This window comes from Amycolatopsis silviterrae (assembly GCF_042684085.1).
GTDB lineage: Bacteria > Actinomycetota > Actinomycetes > Mycobacteriales > Pseudonocardiaceae > Amycolatopsis > Amycolatopsis silviterrae.
In genome coordinates, this window is the sequence record NZ_JBHUKS010000015.1 from 415,038 (window position 1) to 439,091 (window position 24,054).

The 24,054-nt window shown below is 68.4% G+C and carries 24 protein-coding genes; 15 read left to right on the forward strand and 9 right to left on the reverse strand.

What is annotated here, in order from left to right; translation table 11 throughout:
• Position 1 precedes the first annotated feature (1 nt).
• The 4 genes from ACFSVL_RS22530 to ACFSVL_RS22545 all read right to left on the reverse strand — a co-directional run bounded on the left by ACFSVL_RS22530 (position 2) and on the right by ACFSVL_RS22545 (position 4,819).
• A complete protein-coding gene (locus ACFSVL_RS22530; protein ID WP_378307188.1) occupies positions 2-1,348 on the reverse strand; it encodes an ABC transporter permease in 1,347 nt (448 codons plus the stop codon).
• A complete protein-coding gene (locus tag ACFSVL_RS22535) occupies positions 1,345-2,274 on the reverse strand; it encodes an ABC transporter ATP-binding protein (protein WP_378307190.1) in 930 nt (309 codons plus the stop codon). Before ACFSVL_RS22535 ends, ACFSVL_RS22530 begins: the two co-directional genes overlap by 4 nt.
• Before the next feature lie 132 nt (positions 2,275-2,406).
• Entirely contained in the window at positions 2,407-3,360 is a 954-nt protein-coding gene (locus ACFSVL_RS22540) for an LLM class flavin-dependent oxidoreductase (protein ID WP_378307192.1), read from the reverse strand.
• Between the two features lie 67 nt (positions 3,361-3,427).
• Positions 3,428-4,819: an APC family permease gene (locus tag ACFSVL_RS22545; protein ID WP_378307194.1), complete on the reverse strand. Its 1,392-nt coding sequence runs from the start codon at positions 4,817-4,819 to the stop codon at positions 3,428-3,430.
• A 164-nt stretch (positions 4,820-4,983) separates the two neighbouring features.
• On the opposite strand from ACFSVL_RS22545, the gene ACFSVL_RS22550 reads away from it, so the two are divergent.
• Both ACFSVL_RS22550 and ACFSVL_RS22555 read left to right on the forward strand, forming a co-directional pair.
• Entirely contained in the window at positions 4,984-5,595 is a 612-nt protein-coding gene (locus ACFSVL_RS22550; protein WP_378307196.1) for a TetR/AcrR family transcriptional regulator, read from the forward strand.
• Positions 5,592-6,665, forward strand: coding sequence for a DmpA family aminopeptidase (locus ACFSVL_RS22555; RefSeq protein WP_378307198.1), 1,074 nt, complete (start codon positions 5,592-5,594; stop codon positions 6,663-6,665). Before ACFSVL_RS22550 ends, ACFSVL_RS22555 begins: the two co-directional genes overlap by 4 nt.
• Before the next feature lie 154 nt (positions 6,666-6,819).
• On the opposite strand, the gene ACFSVL_RS22560 is transcribed toward ACFSVL_RS22555, so the two are convergent.
• On the reverse strand, positions 6,820-7,011 hold the full coding sequence (locus ACFSVL_RS22560; RefSeq protein WP_378307200.1) for a hypothetical protein: 192 nt from the start codon (positions 7,009-7,011) through the stop codon (positions 6,820-6,822).
• A gap of 328 nt (positions 7,012-7,339) precedes the next feature.
• Between ACFSVL_RS22560 and ACFSVL_RS22565 the strand changes: the two genes are divergently transcribed.
• The 12 genes from ACFSVL_RS22565 to ACFSVL_RS22620 all read left to right on the forward strand — a co-directional run bounded on the left by ACFSVL_RS22565 (position 7,340) and on the right by ACFSVL_RS22620 (position 20,011).
• A complete protein-coding gene (locus tag ACFSVL_RS22565; protein WP_378307202.1) occupies positions 7,340-8,785 on the forward strand; it encodes a fumarylacetoacetate hydrolase family protein in 1,446 nt (481 codons plus the stop codon).
• A complete protein-coding gene (locus tag ACFSVL_RS22570) occupies positions 8,773-9,465 on the forward strand; it encodes a GntR family transcriptional regulator (RefSeq protein ID WP_378307204.1) in 693 nt (230 codons plus the stop codon). Before ACFSVL_RS22565 ends, ACFSVL_RS22570 begins: the two co-directional genes overlap by 13 nt.
• Positions 9,462-10,406 (forward strand): 4-hydroxy-tetrahydrodipicolinate synthase, encoded by a 945-nt coding sequence (dapA, locus tag ACFSVL_RS22575; RefSeq protein WP_378307206.1) that lies wholly within the window; start codon positions 9,462-9,464, stop codon positions 10,404-10,406. Before ACFSVL_RS22570 ends, dapA begins: the two co-directional genes overlap by 4 nt.
• A 2-nt stretch (positions 10,407-10,408) precedes the next feature.
• The gene (gene hpaE, locus ACFSVL_RS22580) at positions 10,409-11,917 is read left to right on the forward strand and encodes a 5-carboxymethyl-2-hydroxymuconate semialdehyde dehydrogenase (RefSeq protein WP_378307208.1); all 1,509 of its coding nucleotides are present in this window, start codon (positions 10,409-10,411) and stop codon (positions 11,915-11,917) included.
• Positions 11,914-12,966 carry a 3,4-dihydroxyphenylacetate 2,3-dioxygenase gene (gene hpaD / locus ACFSVL_RS22585; protein ID WP_378307210.1) on the forward strand — a complete coding sequence of 351 codons (1,053 nt, stop codon included), beginning with the start codon at positions 11,914-11,916 and terminating at the stop codon, positions 12,964-12,966. The genes hpaE and hpaD overlap by 4 nt, the downstream gene beginning before the upstream one ends.
• A 106-nt stretch (positions 12,967-13,072) precedes the next feature.
• The gene (locus tag ACFSVL_RS22590) at positions 13,073-14,017 is read left to right on the forward strand and encodes an AraC-like ligand-binding domain-containing protein (protein ID WP_182891552.1); all 945 of its coding nucleotides are present in this window, start codon (positions 13,073-13,075) and stop codon (positions 14,015-14,017) included.
• 282 nt (positions 14,018-14,299) lie between these two features.
• On the forward strand, positions 14,300-15,067 hold the full coding sequence (locus ACFSVL_RS22595; RefSeq protein ID WP_378307212.1) for a MoaF C-terminal domain-containing protein: 768 nt from the start codon (positions 14,300-14,302) through the stop codon (positions 15,065-15,067).
• A gap of 11 nt (positions 15,068-15,078) precedes the next feature.
• Positions 15,079-15,465 carry a nuclear transport factor 2 family protein gene (locus tag ACFSVL_RS22600; protein WP_378307214.1) on the forward strand — a complete coding sequence of 129 codons (387 nt, stop codon included), beginning with the start codon at positions 15,079-15,081 and terminating at the stop codon, positions 15,463-15,465.
• 79 nt (positions 15,466-15,544) lie between these two features.
• Positions 15,545-16,723, forward strand: coding sequence for an ABC transporter substrate-binding protein (locus ACFSVL_RS22605; protein ID WP_378307216.1), 1,179 nt, complete (start codon positions 15,545-15,547; stop codon positions 16,721-16,723).
• A 30-nt stretch (positions 16,724-16,753) separates the two neighbouring features.
• Positions 16,754-17,614: a branched-chain amino acid ABC transporter permease gene (locus tag ACFSVL_RS22610; protein WP_378307218.1), complete on the forward strand. Its 861-nt coding sequence runs from the start codon at positions 16,754-16,756 to the stop codon at positions 17,612-17,614.
• The gene (locus tag ACFSVL_RS22615; RefSeq protein WP_378307220.1) at positions 17,601-19,319 is read left to right on the forward strand and encodes a branched-chain amino acid ABC transporter ATP-binding protein/permease; all 1,719 of its coding nucleotides are present in this window, start codon (positions 17,601-17,603) and stop codon (positions 19,317-19,319) included. The genes ACFSVL_RS22610 and ACFSVL_RS22615 overlap by 14 nt, the downstream gene beginning before the upstream one ends.
• Complete coding sequence (locus tag ACFSVL_RS22620; RefSeq protein ID WP_378307222.1) at positions 19,316-20,011, forward strand: ABC transporter ATP-binding protein; 696 nt, start codon at positions 19,316-19,318, stop codon at positions 20,009-20,011. Before ACFSVL_RS22615 ends, ACFSVL_RS22620 begins: the two co-directional genes overlap by 4 nt.
• 47 nt (positions 20,012-20,058) lie before the next feature.
• Here ACFSVL_RS22620 and ACFSVL_RS22625 read toward each other — a convergent pair whose 3' ends face one another.
• Together ACFSVL_RS22625 and ACFSVL_RS22630 are read right to left on the reverse strand one after the other, a co-directional pair.
• Complete coding sequence (locus ACFSVL_RS22625; RefSeq protein ID WP_378307224.1) at positions 20,059-20,388, reverse strand: nuclear transport factor 2 family protein; 330 nt, start codon at positions 20,386-20,388, stop codon at positions 20,059-20,061.
• Between the two features lie 29 nt (positions 20,389-20,417).
• Positions 20,418-21,173 carry an SDR family oxidoreductase gene (locus tag ACFSVL_RS22630; protein WP_378307226.1) on the reverse strand — a complete coding sequence of 252 codons (756 nt, stop codon included), beginning with the start codon at positions 21,171-21,173 and terminating at the stop codon, positions 20,418-20,420.
• Between the two features lie 64 nt (positions 21,174-21,237).
• Between ACFSVL_RS22630 and ACFSVL_RS22635 the strand changes: the two genes are divergently transcribed.
• Positions 21,238-21,945: a TetR/AcrR family transcriptional regulator gene (locus ACFSVL_RS22635; protein WP_378307228.1), complete on the forward strand. Its 708-nt coding sequence runs from the start codon at positions 21,238-21,240 to the stop codon at positions 21,943-21,945.
• Positions 21,946-22,411: 466 nt separating this feature from the next.
• Here ACFSVL_RS22635 and ACFSVL_RS22640 read toward each other — a convergent pair whose 3' ends face one another.
• Together ACFSVL_RS22640 and ACFSVL_RS22645 are read right to left on the reverse strand one after the other, a co-directional pair.
• On the reverse strand, positions 22,412-23,209 hold the full coding sequence (locus ACFSVL_RS22640) for an SDR family NAD(P)-dependent oxidoreductase (protein WP_378307230.1): 798 nt from the start codon (positions 23,207-23,209) through the stop codon (positions 22,412-22,414).
• 16 nt (positions 23,210-23,225) lie between these two features.
• Positions 23,226-23,942: an SDR family NAD(P)-dependent oxidoreductase gene (locus tag ACFSVL_RS22645; RefSeq protein WP_378307232.1), complete on the reverse strand. Its 717-nt coding sequence runs from the start codon at positions 23,940-23,942 to the stop codon at positions 23,226-23,228.
• Positions 23,943-24,054: the final 112 nt, after the last annotated feature.

Genomic DNA, 24,054 nt, shown 5'->3' on the forward strand with positions numbered 1-24,054 from the left:
CTCATCCCTTCGTGGAGGAGAGCAGCTCGACGTTGCCGTCGAACTGCCACAGCGGGTTGGGTTGGTCCCCTTCCGGAGTCCGCACCTGGAAGTAGCCGTTCACTTCCTTCGGTCCGTCGCCGTCGGCGACATACCGCCCGTCCGAGGTGACATCGAGCTGGTAGATCGCCTGCCCGGTGGCCGTGATGCCGGGGAGATGCCAGGAGACGACGCACCGCCAGTCGTTGCCGGGCCCCTCGGCCTCCACGAGGCCGCCGCCCTTGGTGCATTCCGTGCTGGCCGCGAGCTGCTCCTCCGTGACGTCCGGCCGGTGCAGCTGCGCGGCCTGGATCCGGTACAGATGCGCGAACTCGGTGGATAGCGAATGCTGAAGCTTCGCCTGGTCGATGCCCGAACCCGACGCCGGAGTCGCGACCGCGACGACCGCCACCGTGACGCCGATCAGCCCGGCGAGCGGCAGCAAACCCGCAGTGAGCACCCGGCGACCGGCGCCGTCGTAGGTCAGATCGGTGAAGTCGCGGCGCAGGAACAGCGCGTAAGCCAGCGCGGTCGCGACCACCGCCCACACCAGGCTCACCGCGACGCCGATCAGCAGCGGGCCGAGCTGGGCCGGGTCGGTGAAGAGGCCGTTCCAGGAGATGAACGCGTACGTCGGCAGCGCGAGCCGCACGACGACTGGCAACGGCAGCAGCTGCGCCACCGCCATCACCAGCGCGACCACCGCGGGCAGCAGCAGGCCCATCGGCGACCGTCCTAACGCGACAGAGCCGAGCAGGCCGATCCCAGCCAGGGCAAGGGTCGGGGCCAGCACGCAAATCCAGGAGAGGATGACCTTCGCCGCCGCGTCACCGGACGACAGCAGGTGCCCGTCGAGCCCGACCAGTGGCTGCCCGCCCACCGCGACGAGACCGCCGACCGTGCTGGACACCGCCAAACCGAGCACCAGCAACAGGATCACGGTGAGGCTGGCGAGCGTTTTCGAGACGAAAATCCGCCGGTACGACCGCATCGCCACCAGCAGGTGACGCCAGGTGCCGAGCCGGTCCTCGGCGGCGAAGACGTCCCCGGCGACCAGAGAGGTCAGCAGCGGAAGCGCGTAGCTGCCGGCGAACCCGAGCAGGACGAGCGGACCGGCCCAGCCGGTGGCGTTCATCAGGCGGCCGAACAGGGTGTCCACCGGCAGGTCGCTCTGCTGGCTGACCGCGGCGACGAACACCGCGGGCGCGAGCCAGCACGCGAGCAGCAGCACCCGGATCCGCCACTGCGACACCAGTTTCACCAGTTCGAACCGGTATCCGCGGCCCAGTCCGACCGGGCGGACAGCGACCCGCTCCTCGGTGACGGTCATCGCTTCTCCCCCTGCTCGGTCAGCTCCAGGAACGCCGCCTCCAGCGGCGAAACGACCGGAGCCAGTTCCCGTACGCCGATGCCCTTGCCGACGACGCGCGCGACCAGGTCGTCCAGCGCGGGCACCAGGCCGGTCACCACGAGGACGTCGGCCTGTCCGCGCGGGGTCTGGGCGTCGTCGATCCGCAGTCCGAGGACGTTCTCGGCGATCTCACGCGCGGCTTGCTGGTCCGAAGTCACCAGGCGGTAGGCCAGCTCGCGATCCTCGGCGAACAGTTTCGCCATCGGGCCGGTGAAAACGACACAGCCGGCCGACAGGATGGTGACCTCCGAGCACAGCGCTTCGAGGTCGTCCATCCGGTGACTGGACAGCACCACCGCGGTCCCCTCGTCGGCGAGCCGGGCGAGCACGCCGTGGACGTGCTTCTTGCCCGCCGGGTCGAGGCCGTTGGCGGGCTCGTCGAGGATCAGCAGCCGCGGTTTGGCCAGCAGCGCGGCGGCGAGACCGAGGCGCTGGCGCATGCCGAGGGAGAACCCGCGTGCCCGGTCGTCGGCGACGTCGGTGAGCCCGACCTGCGCGAGGAGGTCGTCGAGGTCCGCGGTTTCGCCGCGCAGCGAGGCCAGCGCGGCGAGGTTCTGCCGCGCGGTGAGCGAGGGGTACAGCCCCGGCCCGTCCACAAACCCGGAAATGCCGTCCGGGGTGGCGAGCGCCCGGCCGACCGGACGGCCCAGGATTTCGAGTTCGCCCTCGTCCGCGACCGCGAGCCCGAGCAGCAGGCCGAGCAGCGTGGTCTTGCCCGCGCCGTTCGGGCCGACGAGACCGTGGATCTCACCGTATGCGACGTCGAGATCAACGCCGTCGAGTGCGATCACGTCGCCGAAACTCTTGGTGATCGCGCGGGCTCGCACCGCGTCGCTCGTGTCCATGAATCCCCACTTTCCGAAGCCGTGAGGAACTTAGGCACGACAAGTGACGCGCGAACCCGCGCCAGGTTGAACGTTGGGGAAACCCCGTGCGCCGGAACGGGTTCCGGGAAGGGTCAACCGGACAAACCGGAATCAATCCCGCGCGGACAGTGCGTCCGAGAGCTCCCGGACCAGCACGTAGGACCGCTTCCGTTCCTCGTGGTCGTGGACCGGGGTGGTGATCATCAGCTCGTCCGCGCCGGTTTCGGCGATGACTGTGCGCAACGAATTCCGCAGTGCCGCCGGGGCTCCGGCGAGCACCGGGCCGGGCCCGACCGCCGGGTCCACAACGGCGTCTTCCGGGCGCGGCAACAGGATCCGCTCGCCGCGCGAACGGCTCAACGCCTTGGCCCGAATGGACCTGGCGAGCCATTCCGCCTGGTCCTCGGTCCCGGCGGCGATCACCGCGACGCTGACCACAATGGACGGTTCGGCGATCCGGCCGGGACGGAAGCGCTCGCGGTAGATCCGGGTCGCGGCGGCGGCTTCGGCGGGGCGGAGATGGTAGGCGAAGGCGTACGGCAGGCCGAGTTCGGCGGCGAGGTACGCGCTGGCCGTGCTGGAGCCGAGCAGCCAGACGTCCGGCACGTTTCCGATGGCGGGCGTCGCGCGCAGCGGCTGGTCTGAGTCGGCGAAGTAGGTCAACAGCTCCGCCAGCCGGGCGGGAAAACTGTCCGCTTGGCCGGGGTTCAGTGCGGCCGCCACACGTTGCGGACCGCCGAGCGCGCGGCCGATCCCAAGGTCGATCCGGCCCGGATGAAACGCGGCGAGCGTGCCGAACTGTTCGGCGACAACGAGCGGCGGATGGTTGAGCAGCAGGACGCCGCCCGCACCGACGCGGATCTTTTCCGTCGCGTCCGCGATCCGCGCGACCGCCACGGCCGGCGCGGCGCTCGCGACCCCGCGCATGCTGTGGTGCTCGGGCAGCCAGTAGCGGTGATAGCCCAGCTCGTCGGCCAGCTCGGCGAGGTCCACGGTGCGCCGCAACGCCTCCCGCGCGGTCGACCCCGCGACGATCGGCGATGTGTCCAGCACTGAAACCCGCACCCGGTCATCATCCCGGACCGGGCGCGGACCGTCCACCGCTGGTCGCAAGTGGACGGTCCGGCCGCGGCTACGAGGTCTCGCGCACCGGCGCGGGCGCGGTCTCCTCCTCCGCCACTTCGCTCAGCTGCCAGCCGCCCCGGCGGCGAAGCACCACGAGGTAATAGACCAAGGCCAGCAACGCGATTCCCGCGGTGACAATGAGACTCGGCCGGCCGATCACCGGGTCGGTCGCATTCACGTAGAGCACGAACGCCAGCGCGAGCAACGCCACGACCGGCGCGATCGGGAACCCGGGCATCCGGTACTTCGCGCCCGCCGTCGCCCCGGAGCGGCGGCCGAAAATGGCGCCGAGACACAAAGCCGCGTACACCACGACAATCGACGTGCTGGTCACGACGGTCAGGATCTGCGGGTCCACAAAGCACAGTGCGGCCGCGATGAATCCGGTCGCCAGCGTCGCGACCCACGGGGTGCCGAATTTCGGGTGCACCGCGGACAACGCCCGGTTCATCGCCTTCGGCCACGCGCGGTCCCGGCCGCTGCTGAACACCAGCCGGGAGCTGATCAGCACGATCGCCAGCACCGCGTTGATGATGGCGAGCGCGACCGCGAGGCTCAGCACGGTGTCGAGCGTGCTGCCGCCGCGCGCCTGCACGAAGTACGACAACATGTTGGGAGAGCTGAACAAAGTGCCGAGATCAGGCGCCCCCATCAGCACTGCGGTGACCGGGATCAGTTCGGCGAGGACGGTGACCCCGAGTCCCATGAGGACCGCCCGCGCCACCCCGCGCCCGGCGTCCTTGGTTTCCTCTCCGAAGTAGACAGCCGAGCCGTAGCCGTTGTAGGCGAAGATCGCGATCGCCGTCGCGATCATCACCGCGCTGATCGTCGCCGGAGCACCGCCCGGGGCGACCGGATGCGCGATCAGGTCGGTGAACGGCCGCGCCGGGCTGGCCAGCCCGAGTACCGCGACGACGGCCAGCGCGAGCAGTTCCACCGCGAGGAAAATGCCGGTGACCCAGGCGTTCAGCTTGATGTCGAACACCGCGCAGATCGCGGCGAGCACGCAGGTCACCGCCGCCACGACGGCCGGGGACACCCCCGGCAGCACGACGCTCAGGTAGGTGCCGACGCCGAGCGCGATCACCGCGACGATCAGCACCTGCGTCACGATCATGATGCCCAGCACCATGAATCCGGGAAGTTTGCCCAGCGTGCGGGCGGCGATCGTGTACTCGCCGCCCGCGGTCGGGAAGGCCGAGCCCAGTTCGGCGTACACGAACGCCATGAAGATGCCGACTACGGCGGCGGCCAGGAAGGCGTAGAAGGCGCCCGATCCGGCGCCGGTGAGGACGCCCGGCGCGATGACGAACACCGAGGACGCCGGGCTGATCGCGGAAAGCGTGATCAGCAGCATGCCGAGGGTGCGCAACCCGCGGCGCAAGACGGGGGTGGACAACGCTGGCCTCCATCAAGTCGTTGCTCAGGTACGTTGTTTGAATGGAACTCAAATAACCAGCCGGGCGTTCAGCTAAGGCCCTCAGGCTCGCCACGTCAAGGGTTCTGCGGTCTCGATCCGTTCAGGGGTTGCATTTTTCGAGATTTGTTCAAAGAATCAGGGGCATGGCAAGACCGAGCAAGGCCCCCGAGCGGCGGGCGGAACTGGTGGCCGCGGCGCGGCACACGGTCGTCGAACGCGGCGTGCTGAACCTGAAGCTGCGCGACGTCGCGGACCACGCCGGCATGTCGCCGGGTTCCCTGTTGTACTACTACCCTTCCCTGAGCGACCTGCTCGAAGACGTGCAGCAGGAGGCCGTCGAACGCTTCTGCGTCGCACGCGAAGCCGCGGTGGCCGCCGAGTCCGACCCGCGGGCCAGGCTGCGCGCGATGATCGGCAGCGGGCTGCCGAACGGCAAGAACGACGAACTGTGCGTGCTGCTGTACGAACTGGGCACCATCGCCCGGCGCGAACCGGCTTACGCCGCGCGGCACATCGCGCTGTACGAACGCCAGGTCCGCGGCTACGTCGGCATCCTGGAAGCCGGTGCCGCGACCGGGATTTTCAACCTGGCCGACGATCCGGTCACCCTCGCCCGCAACCTCGTCACCCTCGAAGACGGCTACGGACTGCACCTGACGCAAGCCGTCCCGCCGCTCGACCGGTCCGCCGCCGAGGCGGCCGTACTGTCCTACGCCCGCGTTTCGACCCGATGCTCCCTGGAGGACCCCGCATGACCCGCGCCCGCGACCTAGGCCTGCCGCTGACCGGCAAGCCCGGCCCGCACAACGCGATCACCGACATCCCCGGCGTCGAGGTCGGCTACACCACCCTGGTCGAAGGCGCGTCGGTACGGACCGGCGTCACCGCGATCCTGCCGCGCGGCCGTTCCCAGTTCGATGTGCCTTGCTCCGCGGGCACTTTCTCGTTGAACGGCAACGGCGAAATGACCGGCCGGGCTTGGCTCGCGGAGACCGGGTCTTTGACTCTGCCGGTCTTGATCACCAGCACCCACTCCGTCGGGCAGTGCCATCGGGGCACCATCGACTGGGTCGTGCGCGAACGCCCTGATGCCGCGGCGGAGTGGCTGCTGCCGGTGGTCGCGGAGACGTGGGACGGCTACCTCAACGACGTCAACGCCCCGACCATCCGGACCGAACACGCCGTCGCCGCCATCGACGCGGCTGCCTCCGGGCCCATTGCCGAGGGTTCGGTGGGTGGCGGGACCGGCATGACCTGCTACGGCTTCAAGGGCGGGACTGGGACTTCTTCACGGGTTGTCGCGCATGGTTCGGATAGCTACACCGTCGGTGCCCTCGTGCAGGCGAACTTCGGGAGCCGTCCAGAGCTGACGGTAGCCGGGTCGCCGCTGGGGGCGGAGCTTGCCGATGACAACCCGATGGCCGACACGAGCTGGCTGGCGCCGGCTGGCGCTGGGTCGGTGATCGTGGTGATCGGGACGGATGCGCCGTTGTTGCCTGGGCAGTGCACCGCGCTGGCCCGCCGGGTGCCGTTGGGGCTCGCCCGGACTGGGACCACCGGGTCGCACTTCTCGGGGGATCTGTTCCTGGCGTTCAGCACTGCTAATGCGGGTGCTCTGACCAGCCATTTCCCGCGGCCGGACGATGAGCCTTACGAGAGCATGCGGTTCATCCCTTGGGGGGCGATCGATCCGTTCTTCGAGGCGGTGGTGCAGGTCGTGGAGGAGGCGGTGTTGAACGCGTTGGTGGCTAATGAGGACATGACCGGGCATCGGGGGCATCGGGTGCCTTCGCTGCCGTTGAGCCGCTGGCAGCAGGGGGCCTGAAGCAGGCGCGGCGGGCTCGCCCGGGCGCATGGCTGACCACACGCCGCGCCTGGGCGAGCCGGGACTTCCCACGGACCCGCCCCCGCTGAAAAAAGCCTCGTGAGTGCCTATCACGGTTAGAACCGGGATAGGCACTCACGAGGCCCGCAGGTGGCTAATCGATTCCGTGCCGATCCGGCAATGAACGCCGACGAGCAGTTCGCCAGGACGGACGCAAGGCGCGGATCAGCACGGCGAGATCTCTCAGCCCCTTGGTATCCCCGGTCTTGTGCACGATGAACGCGGCGAGACCGAGCACTGCGACGAAGGCAGTCAGGGTGCACAGGGGAATCACCAGCAACAGCAAGTCAACTCCGCAACGACGTACACCGGCCCCGGTGCCGATGTTGCTGCTTCGAGTTGTATGCAGTTGCTGCGGCTCACGTGTCCGGGTCCCCTGAAACCGAGCACCAATCCGGGTGCTGCTCGATGGCTGGCCGGTAGGCAGCCCGCGCTGCCGACGCAGCGCCTCCAGAGCCCACCCCGTGAGGGCATGAGCCACAAGTACGGCAAATGGTACTTGACGCAGCCTGCGGCACCCCGACCACGCCGCCACCCCTTGCCCCACCCCGCCAGGATCGTATATCTTTTGAGATATCTTCCTCACCCGACGACATCCGGGCAGGTCAACCCCCATGAGTTCCGCATCGAGCACCACCCCGCCGGAGCGGCCGGGCAAGGTCATCGCACTCCACTTGAACTACCCGTCCCGCGCGAAACAACGCGGCCGGACCCCCGCGAAGCCCTCCTACTTCGTCAAGCCGGCCACCTCGATCAGCCCCTCCGGCACCCCCATCGAGCGTCCGGCGGGCACCGAACTCCTCGCCTTCGAAGGCGAGATCGCCCTGATCATCGGCAAGCAGGCCCGCCACGTCTCCCCCGAAGATGGCTGGAGCTACGTCGAGAGCATCACCGCCGCCAACGACTTCGGCGTATACGATCTGCGCCACGCCGACGGCGGCTCCAACCTCCGTTCCAAGGGCGGCGACGGCTTCACCCCGCTCGGCCCCGCCACCATTCCCGCCGCCGACGTCGACCCCAAGAACCTCCGGGTCCGCACCTGGGTCAACGGCGAACTCGTCCAGGACGACACCACCGAAGACCTCATCTTCGACTTCGGCACCCTCGTCGCCGACCTGTCCCAGCTCAGCACCCTCGAACCCGGCGACGTCATCCTCACCGGGACCCCGGCGGGATCCTCCGTCGTCCAGCCGGGCGACACCGTCGAGGTCGAGGTGACCCACGGCGACCTGACCACCGGCCGCCTGGTCACGCCGGTCACCGAGGGCGCCACGCCGCTGCCGGACTTCAGCGCTCAGCCCAAAATCGACGACAACCAGCGCGAACAGGCTTACGGCGACCGGGAATCCGCAGGACTCCCGGCGGAATTCGTGCTCACCGAAGAACTCAAGACCAAACTCACCAGCGTGGGCACCGCGACGCTTTCCGCCCAGCTGCGCAAGAACGGCTACAACCACGTCTCCATCGACGGCCTCGGCTCCACCCGTCCGGACGCGAAACTCATCGGCCGCGCGAGGACGCTCCGCTACGTCCCCTTCCGCGAGGACCTCTTCAAATCCCACGGCGGCGGCTTCAACGCCCAGAAACGCGCCATCGACAGCCTCAACCCCGGCGACGTCCTGGTGATGGAAGCCCGCGGGGAAAAGGGAACCGGCACCATCGGCGACATCCTCGCCCTGCGCGCGCAGGTCCGCGGCGCGGCGGGAATCGTCACCGACGGCGGCGTCCGCGACCTGGCCGCGGTGGCCGCGCTGGACATCCCGACCTACCACTCCGGCCCGCACCCGGCGGTGCTCGGCCGCCGCCACGTTCCCTGGGACGTCGACATCACCATCGCCTGCGGCGGCGCGACCGTGCAGCCGGGCGACGTGATCGTCGGCGATTCCGACGGCGTCCTGGTCATTCCGCCGCACCTGGTGGAAACGATCGCGGACGCGGCGATCGAACAGGAACGCCAGGAAACGTTCATCGCGGAGCAGGTCGCGAACGGCGAAAGCGTCGACGGCCTCTATCCGATGAACGAGCACTGGAAGGCCAGGTACGCCCAGTGGCGCCCGTAGCAGGCGAGAGCAAATCCCAGCGCGCGTACCGCTGGATCAAGGACCGGATCGCCGACCGGACGTTCGGGCCCGGCTATCGCTTGGTGCTCGGGCAGATCGCCAAGGAGCTGGACGTCAGCGTCGTGCCCGTGCGCGAAGCGATCCGGCTGCTCGAAGCCGAAGGGCTCGTCACGTTCGAGCGGAACGTCGGCGCGCAAGTGGTGATGGTCGACGAGACCGCCTACGAGCACACCATGCAAACCCTTGCCCTGGTGGAGGGTTTCGCCACCTCGCTGTCCGCGCCGAAACTGTCCACTGAGGACATCGCGCGGGCGCGCGCGGTCAACGAGCAAATGCGCCTGTCGCTGGAAAACTTCGAACCGCACCGCTTCACCGAGCTGAACCAGGAGTTCCACTCGGTGCTGTTCGAACCCTGTCCGAACCCGCACGTGCTCGACCTCGTGCACCGCGGCTGGCACCGGCTGGCGTCGCTGCGCGATTCGACGTTCAGCTTCGTCCCCGGCCGCGCGCACGAATCCGTGAAGGAACACGAAGAACTGCTGGTGCTGATCGAGCGGAACGCCGATTCCCTCGAACTCGAACTCGCCGCCCGGCGGCACCGCACCGCCACCCTCGACGCCTACCTCGACCGGCGGGCCGCCCCGCCCGCCGAAGCTCCTAGGAAGGACCCCACCCCATGAGGTTCCGCAGTACCCCGAACGCCATCACCGGTTCGATCGCGCCGCTGATGACCCCGTTCACCGCGGACGGCGCGGTCGACCACGAGAGCCTGACCAACCTGGTGAACTGGCAGCTCGCGTCCGGTTCGCACGGCGTCTCGATCGGCGGCTCCACCGGCGAGCCCGGCGCGATGACGGTGGCCGAGCGCGCGGAGACCATCCGCACCGTCGCCAAGGCGGTCGGCGACAAGGTGCCGTTCATGCCCGGCACCGGTTCGGCGAAGCTCGACGAGACGCTGGAGCTGACCGCCGAGGCGCGCGACGCGGGCATCGACGCGGCGCTGATCATCACCCCGTACTACGCGCGGCCCACCCAGGAAGCGCTCTACCAGTGGTACGCCACGGTCGCGAAGGAATTCCCGGACCTGCCGATCGTCGCCTACAACGTGCCGAGCCGGACGTCGGTCGACCTCGCCCCGGAGACGGTCGCGCGGCTGTTCCGCGATTTCGACAACTTCGTCGGGATCAAGGAGACCACCAAGGACTTCGAGCACTTCTCCCGCGTGCTGCACCTGTGCGGCAAGGAACTTCTGGTCTGGTCGGGCATCGAACTGCTGTGCCTTCCGCTGCTTTCCCTCGGCGGCACCGGTTTCGTGAGCGCCACCGCCAACATCGCCCCGGCGGCCAGCGCCGAGATGTACCGTGCCTGGACCGAGGGCGACTTCGACCGCGCCCGCGAGATCCACTACGGCCTGCATCCGCTGGTCGACCTGCTGTTCGTCGAGACCAACCCGGCGCCCGGCAAGTGGGTGCTGGAGCAGCGCGGGCTCATCCGCTCCGGGCACGTGCGCCCGCCGCTGATCACCCCGACCGAACCGGGCGTCGCCCGGATCACCGAACTGATGCGCCAGGGCGAGCAGTACCTCTCGCCCGTCGACGGTTTCACCGTGGAAGGAAAGTGACCATGACCGCGCACTACGTTCCGGAGAACCTGCCGGAGCACATCCGCCACTACATCGGCGGCGCGCCGGCCGACAGCGTCTCGGGCGAGACCTTCGAGGTGCTCGACCCGGTCACGAACAAGCCGTACATGACGGCTTCGGCGGGCAAGGCGGAGGACATCGACCTCGCCGTCGCCGCGGCGAAGGAGGCCTTCGACCACGGCCCATGGCCGAAGATGGTGCCGCGCCAGCGCGCCCGGATCCTCAACAAGATCGCCGATCTCGTCGAGAGCCGGGACAAGCAGCTGGCCGAGCTGGAAACCTTCGACACCGGCCTGCCGATCAAGCAGGCGCTCGGCCAGGCGCAGCGCGCCGCGGAGAACTTCCGCTTCTTCGCCGACCTGATCGTCGCGCAGGCCGACGACACCTACCAGGTGCCCGGCAAGCAGGTCAACTACGTCAACCGCAAGCCGGTCGGCGTCGCCGGGCTGATCACGCCGTGGAACACGCCGTTCATGCTGGAGAGCTGGAAGCTCGCGCCGGCGCTGGCGTCCGGCTGCACCGTGGTGCTGAAGCCGGCCGAGTTCACGCCGCTGTCGGCGAGCCTGTGGGCGGACATCTTCCGCGAGGCGGGCGTGCCGGACGGGGTGTTCAACCTCGTCAACGGCCTCGGCGAGGAAGCGGGCGACGCGCTGGTCAAGCACCCGGACGTCCGGCTGATCTCGTTCACCGGCGAAACCACCACCGGCGAAACGATCTTCCGCAACTGCGCGCCCGGGCTCAAGGGCATGTCGATGGAGCTGGGCGGCAAGTCGCCTGCCGTCGTGTTCGCCGACGCGGACTTCGAGGCGGCGCTGGACTCCACGCTGTTCGGCGTCTTCTCGCTCAACGGCGAACGCTGCACGGCGGGCAGCCGGATCCTCGTCGAGCGCCCGATTTACGAGGAGTTCTGCGCCCGGTACGCCGAACGCGCGCGCAACATCGTGGTCGGCGACCCGCACGACCCGGCCACCGAGGTCGGCGCGCTGGTGCACCCGGAGCACTTCGACAAGGTGATGAGCTACGTCGAAATCGGCAAGACGGAAGGGAAACTGCTCGCCGGCGGCGGCCGTCCGAAGGGACTGGACACCGGGAACTACGTGGCCCCGACGGTGTTCGCCGACGTGAAGCCGGACGCGCGGATCTTCCAGGAGGAGATCTTCGGCCCGGTCGTGGCGATCACGCCGTTCGACACCGACGAGGAAGCGCTCGAGCTGGCCAACAACGTCAAGTACGGCCTGGCCGCCTACGTCTGGACCGCCGACCTCACCCGCGCGCACAACTTCGCGCAGAGCATCGACGCGGGCATGGTCTGGCTGAACTCGCACAACGTGCGCGACCTGCGCACGCCGTTCGGCGGGGTCAAGGCGTCCGGCCTCGGCCACGAAGGCGGCTACCGCTCGATCGACTTCTACACCGAACAGCAGGCCGTGCACATCACGCTCGGCGACGTGCACACGGCGCGCTTCGGGGCCGGGAAGGACAAGGCATGACGACGACCCCGCCGGATGTGATCCGCTGTGCCTACGCGGAACTCATCGTCAGTGACCTGAAAGCGTCGCGAGAGTTCTATGTGGACATTCTCGGCCTCGTGGTGACCTACGAGGACGACGAAGCGGTCTACCTGCGTGCCTTCGAGGAATACCTGCACCACTCGCTGATCATCCGCAAGGGTGCGGAGCCGGCGCTGTCCGTGCTCGCGTACCGCGTACGCAGCGAAGCCGAACTCGACGTCGCTGAGGCGTACTACCGGGAACTCGGCGTCCAGGTGCGCCGCGTCCCGAAGGGCACCACGCGCGGCATCGGCGAAGCGGTGCGCGTGCTGGACCCGCTCGGCTTCCCGATCGAGTTCTTCTACGAGGCCGAACACGTCGAGCGGTTCACCCAGCGCTACGACGTGCACGGCCCGGGCGCGCTGTCGCGGCTGGACCACTTCAACGTGAACACGCCGGACGTCCCGGCCGCGCGGAAGTACTACGAGGGCCTCGGCTTCCGGGTGTCGGAAGACATCGTGGACGACGAGGGCACCGTGTACGCGGCGTGGATGTTCCGCAAACCGACCGTGCACGACGTCGCGCTCACCGGCGGCGCGGGCCCGCGCCTGCACCACATCGCGTTCGCTACCCACGAGCGGCACCAGATCCTGCACATCTGCGACCACCTCGGCGCGGTCCGGAAATCGGACCAGATCGAGCGCGGCCCGGGCAGGCACGGCGTGTCGAACGCGTTCTATTTGTACGTGCGTGACCCGGACGGGCACCGGATCGAGATCTACACGCACGACTATTACACCGGCGACCCGGACAATCCGGTGATCAGCTGGGACGTGCACGACAACCAGCGCCGCGACTGGTGGGGCAATCCGGTGGTGCCGAGCTGGTACACCGAGGCCTCGCGGGTGCTCGACCTGGACGGCAAGCTCCAGCCGGTCGAGGAACGCACCGAGACGAAGGAAATGGACGTGACCATCGGCGCGGACGGGTTCTCCTACACCCGCGCCGACGGGGCCGAACAGGGTTTCAAACTGGGCGAACAGGTCTAAGGTGCGTCCCGTCCGTGAAGGGAACCCTGAGGGACTCTGATTCCCTCAGGGTTCCCCTCACGGACCACCAGCAGCGGTACCGGCACTTCGACGGAGAGGTGACATGATGACGGCAATCTTGCAGACGCCGACCACGGTCGCGCAGGACTTCACGGAGTTCCGGTCCGCTGTCCTGCGGTCGTTCGTGCCGCTGCAGGTGAGCACCGAACACCGCGACCGCTTCCACGGCAGGCTCCGCACGCACGAGGCGGGCGAGATCGCGCTCACCGAGATCACCGCGTCGCCGCACGCAGTGGAGCGCACGCCGGAACTGATCGCCCGCGCCGACCGGCCGTGCTACAAGCTGAGCGTCATGCTGGCCGGCACCGGCATCCTCACCCAGGACGGCCGCGAGGCGGTGCTGCGGCCCGGCGACGTCGCGCTGTATGACACCAACCGGCCGTATTCGCTCGTGTTCGAAGAGAATTTCCGGACGCTGGTGCTGATGTTCCCGCAACAGCAGGTCGATCTGCCCCGCGATCTGGTCGGCCAGCTGACCGCGGTGCGGATGTCCGGCCGCTCCGGGGTCGGGAACGTGGTGGTGCCGTTCCTGGCGCAGCTGGGCGGGAATCTGGACGTGCTGACGAGCCCGGTGGGCGTACGGCTGGCACACAACGCGGTCGACCTGCTCACCACGATGCTGGCCACCGAACTCGACCTGGACCGCACCGCCGCCGACCCGCACCATGACCTGATGCGGCGGATCCGCAGCTATATCGACGCCAATCTCTCCCGGTCCGATCTCGGCCCGGCGCAGATCGCGGCGGAGCATTACATCTCGACGCGGCATCTGCACGGGCTGTTCCAGGAGCAGGGGACGACGGTGGCCGGGTGGATCCGGCAGCGGCGGCTGGAACATTGCCGCCGGGACCTGCGGGATCCGCTGCTGGCGGCCCGCCCGGTAGCGGCAATCGCGGCGCGATGGGGATTTGTCGACGCGGCGCACTTCTCGCGGGTGTTCCGGGCGGCGTTCGCGCAGTCGCCTAGTGAGCTGCGGGCGCGGGCGTCGTGAGTGTTTATCCCGGTTAGAACCGGGATAGGCACTCACGAGGTCCCTAAAGCCGCCGCCCCACGCCACCGCCGCACTACCCGTCCCCGTCCCCGCAGCGCCTGCGTGCGCGGGTGGCGCTTTCGTGCGGGCGGAGGGCGGCGCGGCGGTCACCTCCTCGTGAGTGTTTATCCCGGTTAGAACCGGGATTGCCACTCACGACGGGGTTGACCGCGAGCGTCCGGCAGTTGCCCGCCAGCGCATGAACGTTCGCTCACCGGGCGGGGCACGGCGAGCATGATGGGCATGTCCGACCCTTCCCCTGACGAATGGCGCACCTACGACGAGTTCGCCGCCGGGATCGACACCTACCGGCTGCCCAACGCGGATCTCTCCGGACGCGAACTCACCGTCACCCAAGACGACGGAGCGAAGCTCGAGCTGCGGTTCCTCGACGGCGAACGGCTTACCTGCAACGGCGTCGAGGACCCGTACGACGCGGTCGCCGTGCGCCCCGACGTCTACTTCGTGAACCTGCCGCTGACGAGTGTCGAGGGCGAGGCCCTCACCGTCGTCTACTCGACCACCACGCACCGCGCGCTCACCGTGCGGTCGGTGATCGGCGACGAGGATGTCGAAGGCGCACCCCGGGTTTCGCAGACCTTCCACGCCGGCACCACCGACGGCGGCGAGCCCACCGGCGACGTGCCCGGGCCGTCGCGCGACCTGATCGGCAAGCGGAACGTCTACCGCTACAGCCCGAATCACCTGTATGAGCACGTCTATCTCTCCTCCGAACGCTACTGCTGGCAGTGCGTCGAGGGTGTGCAGCGCGGGCACGGCGACGTGGACATGTCGACCGTCTGGAAGTTCGCCGACGGCCTGTACCTGTTCTGCTTCCGCGAGTTCCGGATCGCGGTGGCCAGCGTCTGGCTGCACGACCTCGGCTACGACCTGCGCACCACCGGCGTTTTCCTCGGCATCACCGGCGACGGCCGGTCCGAGCATTCCCGCGCGGGCGGGCACGTCTACCCGCTCGGCTCCATCAGCTATCCCGACGTCCAGCCGGTTTAAGGAGTTCTCCCGTGTCCAATATGGACGTGATCACCGCGCACTACGCGGCAAGCGACCGCGGCGACCTCGACGGCATGCTCGCTCCGATCGGCCCCGAGACCACCTGGACCGAGGCCGCCGGATTCCCCTACGCGGGCACCTACACCGGACCGGCCGAGGTGAAGCGCAACGTCTTCGAGGCGATCGCCCGCGACTGGGACGGTTACCAGTTCACGTTGTCGGCGCTGCTGGACGCCGGTGACTCGATTGTCGGGCTGGGGACGTATACCGGCACGAATCGCAAGTCCGGCAAGGCATTTACGGCGCGGGTCGCGCACGTGTGGAAGTTCGACGGCGACAAGGTCGCGAGTTTTGAGCAGATCGTGGATTCCGCGCCAGTTGCCGCGGCGACAGACTGAGTTTCCCGGGGAGGCGGCGCGGCCGCCTCTCTTTTCTCTCCCCTCCCCCTCTGGTCACTGTGGACCGGAAAGCCGAGCCATGATGAGAAAGTTCCTGCCCGCGCTCGCCTCGGCCGTGCTCGTCACGCTGGTCGCGGCGGGCTGCGCGGGCACCGCCGATCCGAACGGACCGATCGTGGTCGGCTCGGTCAACGCGCTGAGCGGGCCCGCCACGTTCCCGGAATCCTCGCAGGCCGCCAAGGCCGTCTTCGACGCGGCGAACGCGGCGGGCGGCGTGCACGGGCGCAAGATCGAATACCACGCCATCGACGACAAGGGCGATCCCGCCGCCGCGGCGGCCGCGGCCCGCGAAATCGTGGGCGGCGAGCAGGCGGTCGCACTGGTCGGTTCGTCCAGCCTCATCGAATGCCAGATCAACTCCAAGTACTACCAGCAGGAGAAGGTGCTCTCCATCTCCGGCATCGGCGTCGACCCGTCGTGTTTCACCAGCCCGAACATCGGGCCGGCCAACGTCGGGCCGTTCCACGACATGACGCTGACCCTGCTGTACGGCTCCGAAGTGCTGCACCTGCAGGACATGTGCGCGCTGCTGGAAATCGCCGGGAACACGTTGCCATACTACCGCGCGGCCATCGACGAATGGTCGAAAATCACCGGCAAAAAACTGAAGTACGTCGACGCTACCGTGCCATACAACGGTTCCGACTACACGCCGTACATCGTCAAGGCCCGCGCCGCCGGCTGCAAAGCCGTGACGGTCAACCCGGTCGAGCCCGACTCCATCGGCCAGCTGAAAGCCGCGCAGGCGCAGGGCTGGAAAGACGTGACCTGGCTGCTGCTCACGAGTGTCTACAGTGAACAGTACGCGAAGGCGGTTTCGGAAGCGGGCAACGGCGTTTACGTACCGGCCGAGTTCTACCCGTTCACCGATCCGTCGAGCCCGCGCACGAAGGAGTGGCGGGATCTCATGACGCGCAACAAGATCCCGCTCACCTCGTTCAGCCAGGGCGGCTACCTCGCGGCGAAGTACTTCCTCAAGGTGCTGGAAGAAATGCCGGGCGAAATCACGCGGGAATCGGTGACGAAGGCGCTGCGCGAGATGAAGCCGATCACCGATCCGATGGTCGGCACGCCGTACGTGTTCGGCCCCGGGCAGACGCACCACGACAACACCGCGGGCTGGCCGGTGAAGCTCGCGACGGGCACGAACCGGTGGCAGATCGCCGGTACCGACTGGCTGCGGATCCCGCGGCGCTAGCCCGATCCACTCTGGAAAGAGGAGACTGCAATGTTGCAGGGAGCGCTGGCCGGGCTGGCCGCCGGCGGGCTGTACGCGGTGCTGGCGGTGTGCCTGACCTTGATGTCGAGGCTGGTCCGGGTGGTCAACTTCGCCCAGGCCGCCACCGGCATGTTCGGCAGCTACGTGGCCGTGGCCCTATCGGTCTACAGTGGACTGCCGACCTGGCTGGCCGTCGTCATCGGGGTGCTGCTGGGCGGATTGCTGAGCGTCGCGATCGGCTGGGTCGTTTCGACCTGGCTGGCCGAGGCGGGCACCGGCACCCGCTCGGCGGTCACCGTCGCGGTGCTGCTGCTGTTGATCTCGCTGTCGTTCATTCTGTTCGGCAACAAACCGCAGCCGTTCCAGGCGTTGCTGGCCGGACCGGCCTTCACCGTCGGCGGCGTGGTGATCAGCCAGGTGACGGTCGTGACCGTCGCGCTGGCGGTGGCGATCGCCTTCGCCGCACGGCTGATCCTGACCAAAACGCCGATCGGCATCTCGCTGCGCGCGTTGTCGGAACGCCCGACCACGGCTGAGCTGCTGGGCATCCCGGCGAAACGGCTGAGCGCCGCCGTCTGGGGCGCCACCGGCCTGATCAGCACCATCATCATCGTGATCGTCGCCCCGTCCCAGTCGAACGACGCCACCTCGCTGGCCATGCTGGTCGTGCCCGCCGCGGCGGCGGCCCTGCTGGGCGGGTTCCGCCGGCTGGACCTCGCCGTCGTCGGCGGTCTGGTCCTCGGCATGCTGCAGGGCGCGCTCGCGCAGGTCGACCAGCTTTCGGTAGTGCGGAATTTCGTCCCGTTCCTGGCCATCGTCGGCCTGCTCGTGTGGTCTCAGCGCAAGGAGGTGTGGGATGCAGCTCGCTGACCGGGGCGCAGTGTCCCGCTTCGGAACCCCACTGGTCGTCACGGTGGCCGCGGTCTTGGTCGGAATCGGCCTGACCGTCGGGCTCAACGGCTACTTCGCCTACCTCGGCGTAAGCGTCGTAGTCGCCGCCATCGCCCTGCTCGGGCTGGGCGTCGTCACCGGCAGCGCCGGCATGATCTCCTTGTGCCAGCTGACCTTCGGCGCGATCGGCGCGTGGGTCGTCTCCGCGCTGAACAAGGCCGGTGCGCCTGGCGGCTTCTTCTTCTGGCTGCTGCTAGGCGGTCTCGCCGCCGGTGTGGTCGGTGTCCTCATCGGACTCCCGGCGCTGCGGCTGCGCGGGATCAACCTGGCGGTCGTCACGCTCGGCCTGGCCGCGGCCGCCGACGTCACTCTGGTGGAAATCCAGTTCCCCGGCACCACGGACGGCGTATCGGTGGACCGTCCGTCCTTTGTGGCCGATGACAACGCCTATTTCCTGCTCTGTGTAATCGTCCTGATCATCTGCGCGTTGGCGGTGCATTACCTGCGGCGCGGCCCGTGGGGCAGCAGCTGGGCCGCGGTGGCGTTCTCCGAACGCGGTACCGCCGCCGCGGGTGCCAGCGTCCGCACCGCGAAACTCTCCGCCTTCGCCGTGAGCGCCACCCTGGGCGGCATCAGCGGCGGCCTGCTGACCGCACAGGTTGGTTTCGCCTTCCCGACCAGCTTCGCCCCGCTGCAGTCGCTGGCCCTGTACGTCCTGGCCATCATGTCCGGCGCACACCTGATCGACATGGCCGTCTTCGGCGCGGTCCTGTGGGTCGCGGTGCCGGAACTGCTGAAACGCTGGGGAGTCCCGCAAGACTGGGGTTACGTGATCTTCGGCCTGCTCGGCATCCAAGCACTGGCTGGACGCGGCAACCTCGGCACGGCGATCCGCGAACTGTGGCGTCGCCGGTCAAGGGCCAGCGCCGGAGTCCAGATCACCGCGCTGGACGAAGAACCGCCGCGCCTCCCGCCGGGCGAACCGGTACTGGTCGTCCGCGGCCTGAGCGTCACGTTCGGTCAGGTCAAAGCATTGTCCGGAGTGGACTTAGCCGTACCGAAGGGCGGAGTGCTCGGCGTCATCGGCCCCAACGGCGCGGGAAAGTCCACTTTGGTCGACGCGATCAGCGGCTTCCTGCCGCAGGCCGAGGGATCCGTGGAGTTGGCCGACCGGCCGCTCACCGGCAGCCCGACGCAACGCGCCCGCTCCGGGCTGCGCCGAACGTTCCAGCAGGACCGGGTCCCGTCGGGGCTGACCATCGAGGCGTACGTCCGCTTCGTGGCCCGCCGTCGCCCGCCCGCCGCCGAAGTCGCCGCCGCGCTGGAGTTCTTCGGCTGCCCGCCGGCGGCGACCCCGCTGGACCGGGTCGACGTGGGCGCGCGCCGCCTGGTCGAAGTCGTCGGCCACCTCATGGCGAAGCCGCAGGTACTGCTCCTGGACGAACCGGCGGCCGGTCTCCCGCACGAGGAACACGTGGCCTTCGGCGAACGCCTGCGGCAGGTGCCGGCGAGGTTCGGCGTCTCGGTGCTGATCATCGAACACGACCTGGACCTGGTCCGGTCCGTCTGCGACACCCTGACCGTGCTCGACTTCGGCGAGGTGCTGGCCAGCGGTCCGCAAGCCGAGGTGCTCGCCGATCCGGCGGTCCTCAAGGCCTACCTTGGCGAAACGGAGATGCTGTGAGCACGCTGCGAATCGAAAACCTCACCGTGACGCGCGGGGCGGGCCCCGTCATCGCCGACGTCGGCCTGACCCTGGAACCGGGCAAGATCACCGCGCTGGTCGGCCCCAACGGCGCGGGCAAAACCAGTCTGCTGGAAGCGTTGTCCGGCGTCATCCCGGCCGCGCGGGGCACTATCCACGTTGGACACACCGACGTCACCAAGCACTCACGGGTGGCCAGAGCGAGACTGGGACTGGCCCATGTGGAGCAAGGACGCGCGGTCTTCGCGGGCTTGACCGTCCTGGAAAACCTCCGCCTGACTGCCAAAACCCCCGCGGGTGTAGACGAAGTCCTCGCCCTCTTCCCGGAACTGGAGAAACGCAAGAACTCGCCCGCCGCGCTGCTGTCCGGCGGCGAGCAGCAAATGGTGGTGCTGGGCCGGGCTTTCGCCGCGAAACCCCAGTTCCTGCTCATCGACGAGATGTCACTGGGGCTGGCACCCGCTGTCTTCACCAGGCTCCTGCCGGCGGTCACGGAGTTCGCCAACGCTGGCGCGGCGATCCTTTTGGTGGAACAGTTCACCCACCTGGCGCTGAAGGTCTCGCAGGAAGCCCTGGTCGTCTCTTCCGGCAAGGTCACCTACGCCGGAAAATCGCAGCCGCTGCTGGACCATCCGGACACCCTGCACCAGGCCTATCTGGGCACCAACTGAACAGGAAGGGCGGGCGTCCGCGGTGGGACGCCCGCCCTTCCGGGGATTCAGCCTTTCCGGATCGTCATCTTGGCGATCCGGTCGCCGTCGACGTCGAAGACGAACTTCGACCGGCCGTTGGCGTGGTTGCTCCGCCAGTCCCCGACGACGGTGACGGCGTCCCCGGACACCGAGCTTTCCTCCGGGGTCAGGACGCCGCGCGCGCCGATGAACTCGACGTCGCTCCATCCCTTGATCTCGGCGCGCCCGGTGAATAACCGGCCCCAGTCGTCCACCACGCCGGATTCGGTGAACGCGTCCAGGAACGCGGCCTCATCGTGCTGGTTGACCGCCTTGACGAACGACGACACCGGTTCGGGAATTTCCACCTCGGACATAGACAATTCCTTGCTGTCGTAGCGAAAAATCAGCGCGTAGTGTATCCGCCGTTGGCGAAAATCGTCTGCCCGGTGATCCACCAGCCCGACGTCGCCAGGAACGTGACGATCGGCGCGATGTCCTCGATCTTCGTCAGCTGCCCGCCCATCGCCTGCGACTGGTGGAACTGCACCCGTTCCGGGGTTTCCTGGCCGTAGAAGAACGGCGTGTCCATCGGGCCGGGCCCGACCGCGGTGACCGAGATCCCGCGCGGGGCGAATTCCTTGGCCGCGGCACGGGTGAAGTGCTCGACCGGGCTCTTGCCGCCCGCATAGGTCGAGTACCCGTCGGTGAACGCCGCGAGCAGGCTGGTCACGATCGTGATGACCTTGCCGCCGTCGGCGACGTGCTTGCCCGCCTCCTTGATGAAGAAGTAGGCCGCCTTCGAGTTGATGTCGAACATCGAGTCGTACTCGTCTTCGGTGGTCTCGGTGATCGGCTTGCGCAGCACCTTGCCCACGGTGTTCACCGCGACGTCGATCGGCCCGAGCGCGGCTTCCGCGTCCGCGAACAGCTTCTCCACGTTCGCCGGGACAGTCAGGTCGCCGGTGAGCACGACGCCCTTGCCGCCCGCCGCCTCGACCGCGGCGAGCGTCTCGTCCGCCTGCGGCCGGGTCGCCGCGGAGTTGTAGTGGATCGCCACGTTCGCGCCGGCCTGGGCGGCCTGCCTGCTGATGAGCCCGCCCAGGTTCTTCGCGCCGGCCGCGACGAGGACGTTCTTGCCGTTGAGGGTGTGGTCGGTCATGCGAACCTCTCTTTATCGCTGATATGTGTCAATGTATCACTGCAACAGACGCTACCATAGCGGTGTGACACAGATTGCGAACGCGGATACACGGACCCGGCTCCTGGACGCCGCCGCCGAGCAGGTCGCCGCGACGCCGGGCGAGGACATCTCGCTGCGGGCGATCTGTGCGCAGGCCGGCGTGAAAATGCCGACGCTGTACCACTTCTTCGGCAGCAAACAGGGCCTGCTGGACGCGGTCGTCGAGCGCGGTTTCGACCTGTACCTGGCGAAAAAAGGCGCGCACGAGCCGTCCGGCGACCCGATCCAGGACCTGCGCGACGGCTGGGACGCCCACGTCGCCTTCGGGATCGCGAACCCCGGCTTCTACACGCTCATGTACGGCCAGGTCCACCCCGGCCACGCACCCGAGGCACAGGAACGCCCCAGCGCGATGCTCCGCGCGCTGACCCAGGCAGCCGCCGACCAGGGCCGCCTGACCGTCCCGCCGGACCAGGCCGCCGCGCACATCCTCGTCGCCAACATCGGCGTCACCCTGCGCCAGATCATCCTCGCCGAGGAGGACCGCCCCCTGTCGGTGGCGGTGCGGGAAGGCGCGATCGCCGCGATCACCGGCACTTCAGCGGCTGGCGACCGGCACGCTGAGATCCACCGCGTACTGGAACACGCCGCCGCGAACCCGGAAATCCTGGGCGGCGCGGAAACACAGCTGCTGACCAAATGGCTCCGGACGCTGGCGGAATCAAGCAGCCACAGCACCAGCGGAACGTAAGGCGCGATCGAGGCGTCGGGCGACCCGATACGACTCGCCAGAACCGGCACGAAGACAGGTTCGCAGTCCGTGAGGGGAACCCTGAGGGAATCAGATTCCCTCAGGGAGTCCCTCACGGACCTGCAAATACGAACATATGGCCAGCAATCAGGCATTTCACCCACCCTGGCGTCCTTTATGGACGGTCAGCAGCCCCCGCCGAAGCGCCCCAATGTGGCATTGGGTGCATGCGACGCACCCAATGTGGCGTTCGTTGCGCCAGACGCACCCAATGCCACATTGGGGCGCAAGCCCCACCCCCACCAAACCGCCGCCAACGCACCCACCCCACCAAGACACCCACACCCCCCGCACCCCGATACGAAGCCAAAAACACGGCGCGGGGGTGCTTGTCAAGGCATCTTTCCCGCCTTGACAAGCACCCCCGCGCCGTAGTCACACTCAGGCTGAGGGGTGGTGGCCCCACCTACATCCCAGCCCGCTCAAACGCCAACGTAGGCAAATCAACCGCATGCGCCCCGCCGTCCGCCACCAGCACCGCCCCGGTGATGTACGACGACTCCGAAGACCCCAAAAACCGCACAATAGAAGCAATTTCCTCCGGCTCCGCAGCCCTCCGCAACGGCACCTCGGCAGTCACCCGCCGATACCCCTCATCATGCCCGCCTTCAAACCCAGCCGCCGCAGCGAACTGGTCCATCTCCCCATCCGCCATCGGCGTCCGAACCCACCCCGGGCACACCGCATTGGCCCGAACCCCGCGCGGCCCGTAATCCCGCGCAATAGACCGAGTCAACCCAATCAGCGCATGCTTAGCCACGGTATAACCAGCCACATTAGGCCCAGCGAACAACCCAGCCAGCGAAGAAACAATCACCACCTGCCCCCCGCTCTCCACGAGCGAAGGCAACGCAGCCCGGCAAAACACAAACGCGCTGGACAAATTGGACCGGAGCGCGATCTCCCACTCCTCGTCCCCGGTATCCACCACCGAAGACAGCCCATGCCCGCCAGCATTGGCCACAATCACATCAAGCCGCCCGTACCGCGAAACAATCTCCGCGACAGCAGCCTCAGCGTCCTCCCGAACGCTGGCGTCACCAGCGATCACGTGCGCCCCGGTCTCCGCGGCGACCTTCTCCAACGGCTCCCGCCGCCGTCCGAGCACCACGACCTGCGCGCCCTCCCCGGCATACCGCCGGGCCACCGCGGCCCCAATTCCCGTGCCGCCGCCGGTAATCGCCACGACCCGCGTGTCCACCATCGTCATTCCTTCCGTTTCAAGCAGGAAACCCAGACCGAGCGGAAACGCCGAAATCGGCGAGCAAGGCCTGTCCGTTCACTGTCCGCGCCCGCGCGGAAGCCAGATACACCACCTGCTGGGCGACCTCCTCGGCCGCCTGCACCGGAAAGCCCGGTTCGTCCAGCAGATCCCCCAGATCCCCGCGCGCCATCGGCGTGTCCACCACCGACGGGCACACGCAGTTGACCCGCACCCCGGCGAACTCGACCGACAACGCCCGGGTCAGCGAAACCACCGCGCCCTTCGACGCGCAGTAGGGCACCATCCCCGGCGCGCACACGAACGCCGAATCGCTGGCCAGGAAGACGATCGAACTCCCGTCCCCCAGCCACGGCCGCGCGTGCTTGGCCACCAGGAACTGTCCCAGCACGTTCACCGACATCACCGCGGCGAAGTCCGCGGCGCTGGTCTCCGCGAGCGGCCGTCCGACCGGCCCGGACACTCCGGCACAGCCGACCACCACATCCAGTCCGCCGAACGACTCCGCCACCAGTTCGACCGCCGCGGCGACCTGTCCCTCGTCGGTGACGTCGGCCCGCGCCGCGACGACCTCGCCCGGCAGCGACGGCGGCCGGACCCGGTCGAGCACCCCGACCCGCGCGCCCTCCGCCAGGAAGGCCTGCGCGCACGCCAGTCCGATCCCGGACGCGGCCCCGGTGATCAGCACGGCCTTGCCGGAAAGATCGAGTCGCATCCGGCAATCCTCCAGCAACGGCGTGCCCGGGGATTGGCAACGAGTGCATCCTTGTTGTCAGCGACCGCACGACCCCCCGAGCCCGGCTACCGCTACCCCCGGGCCACCGCCA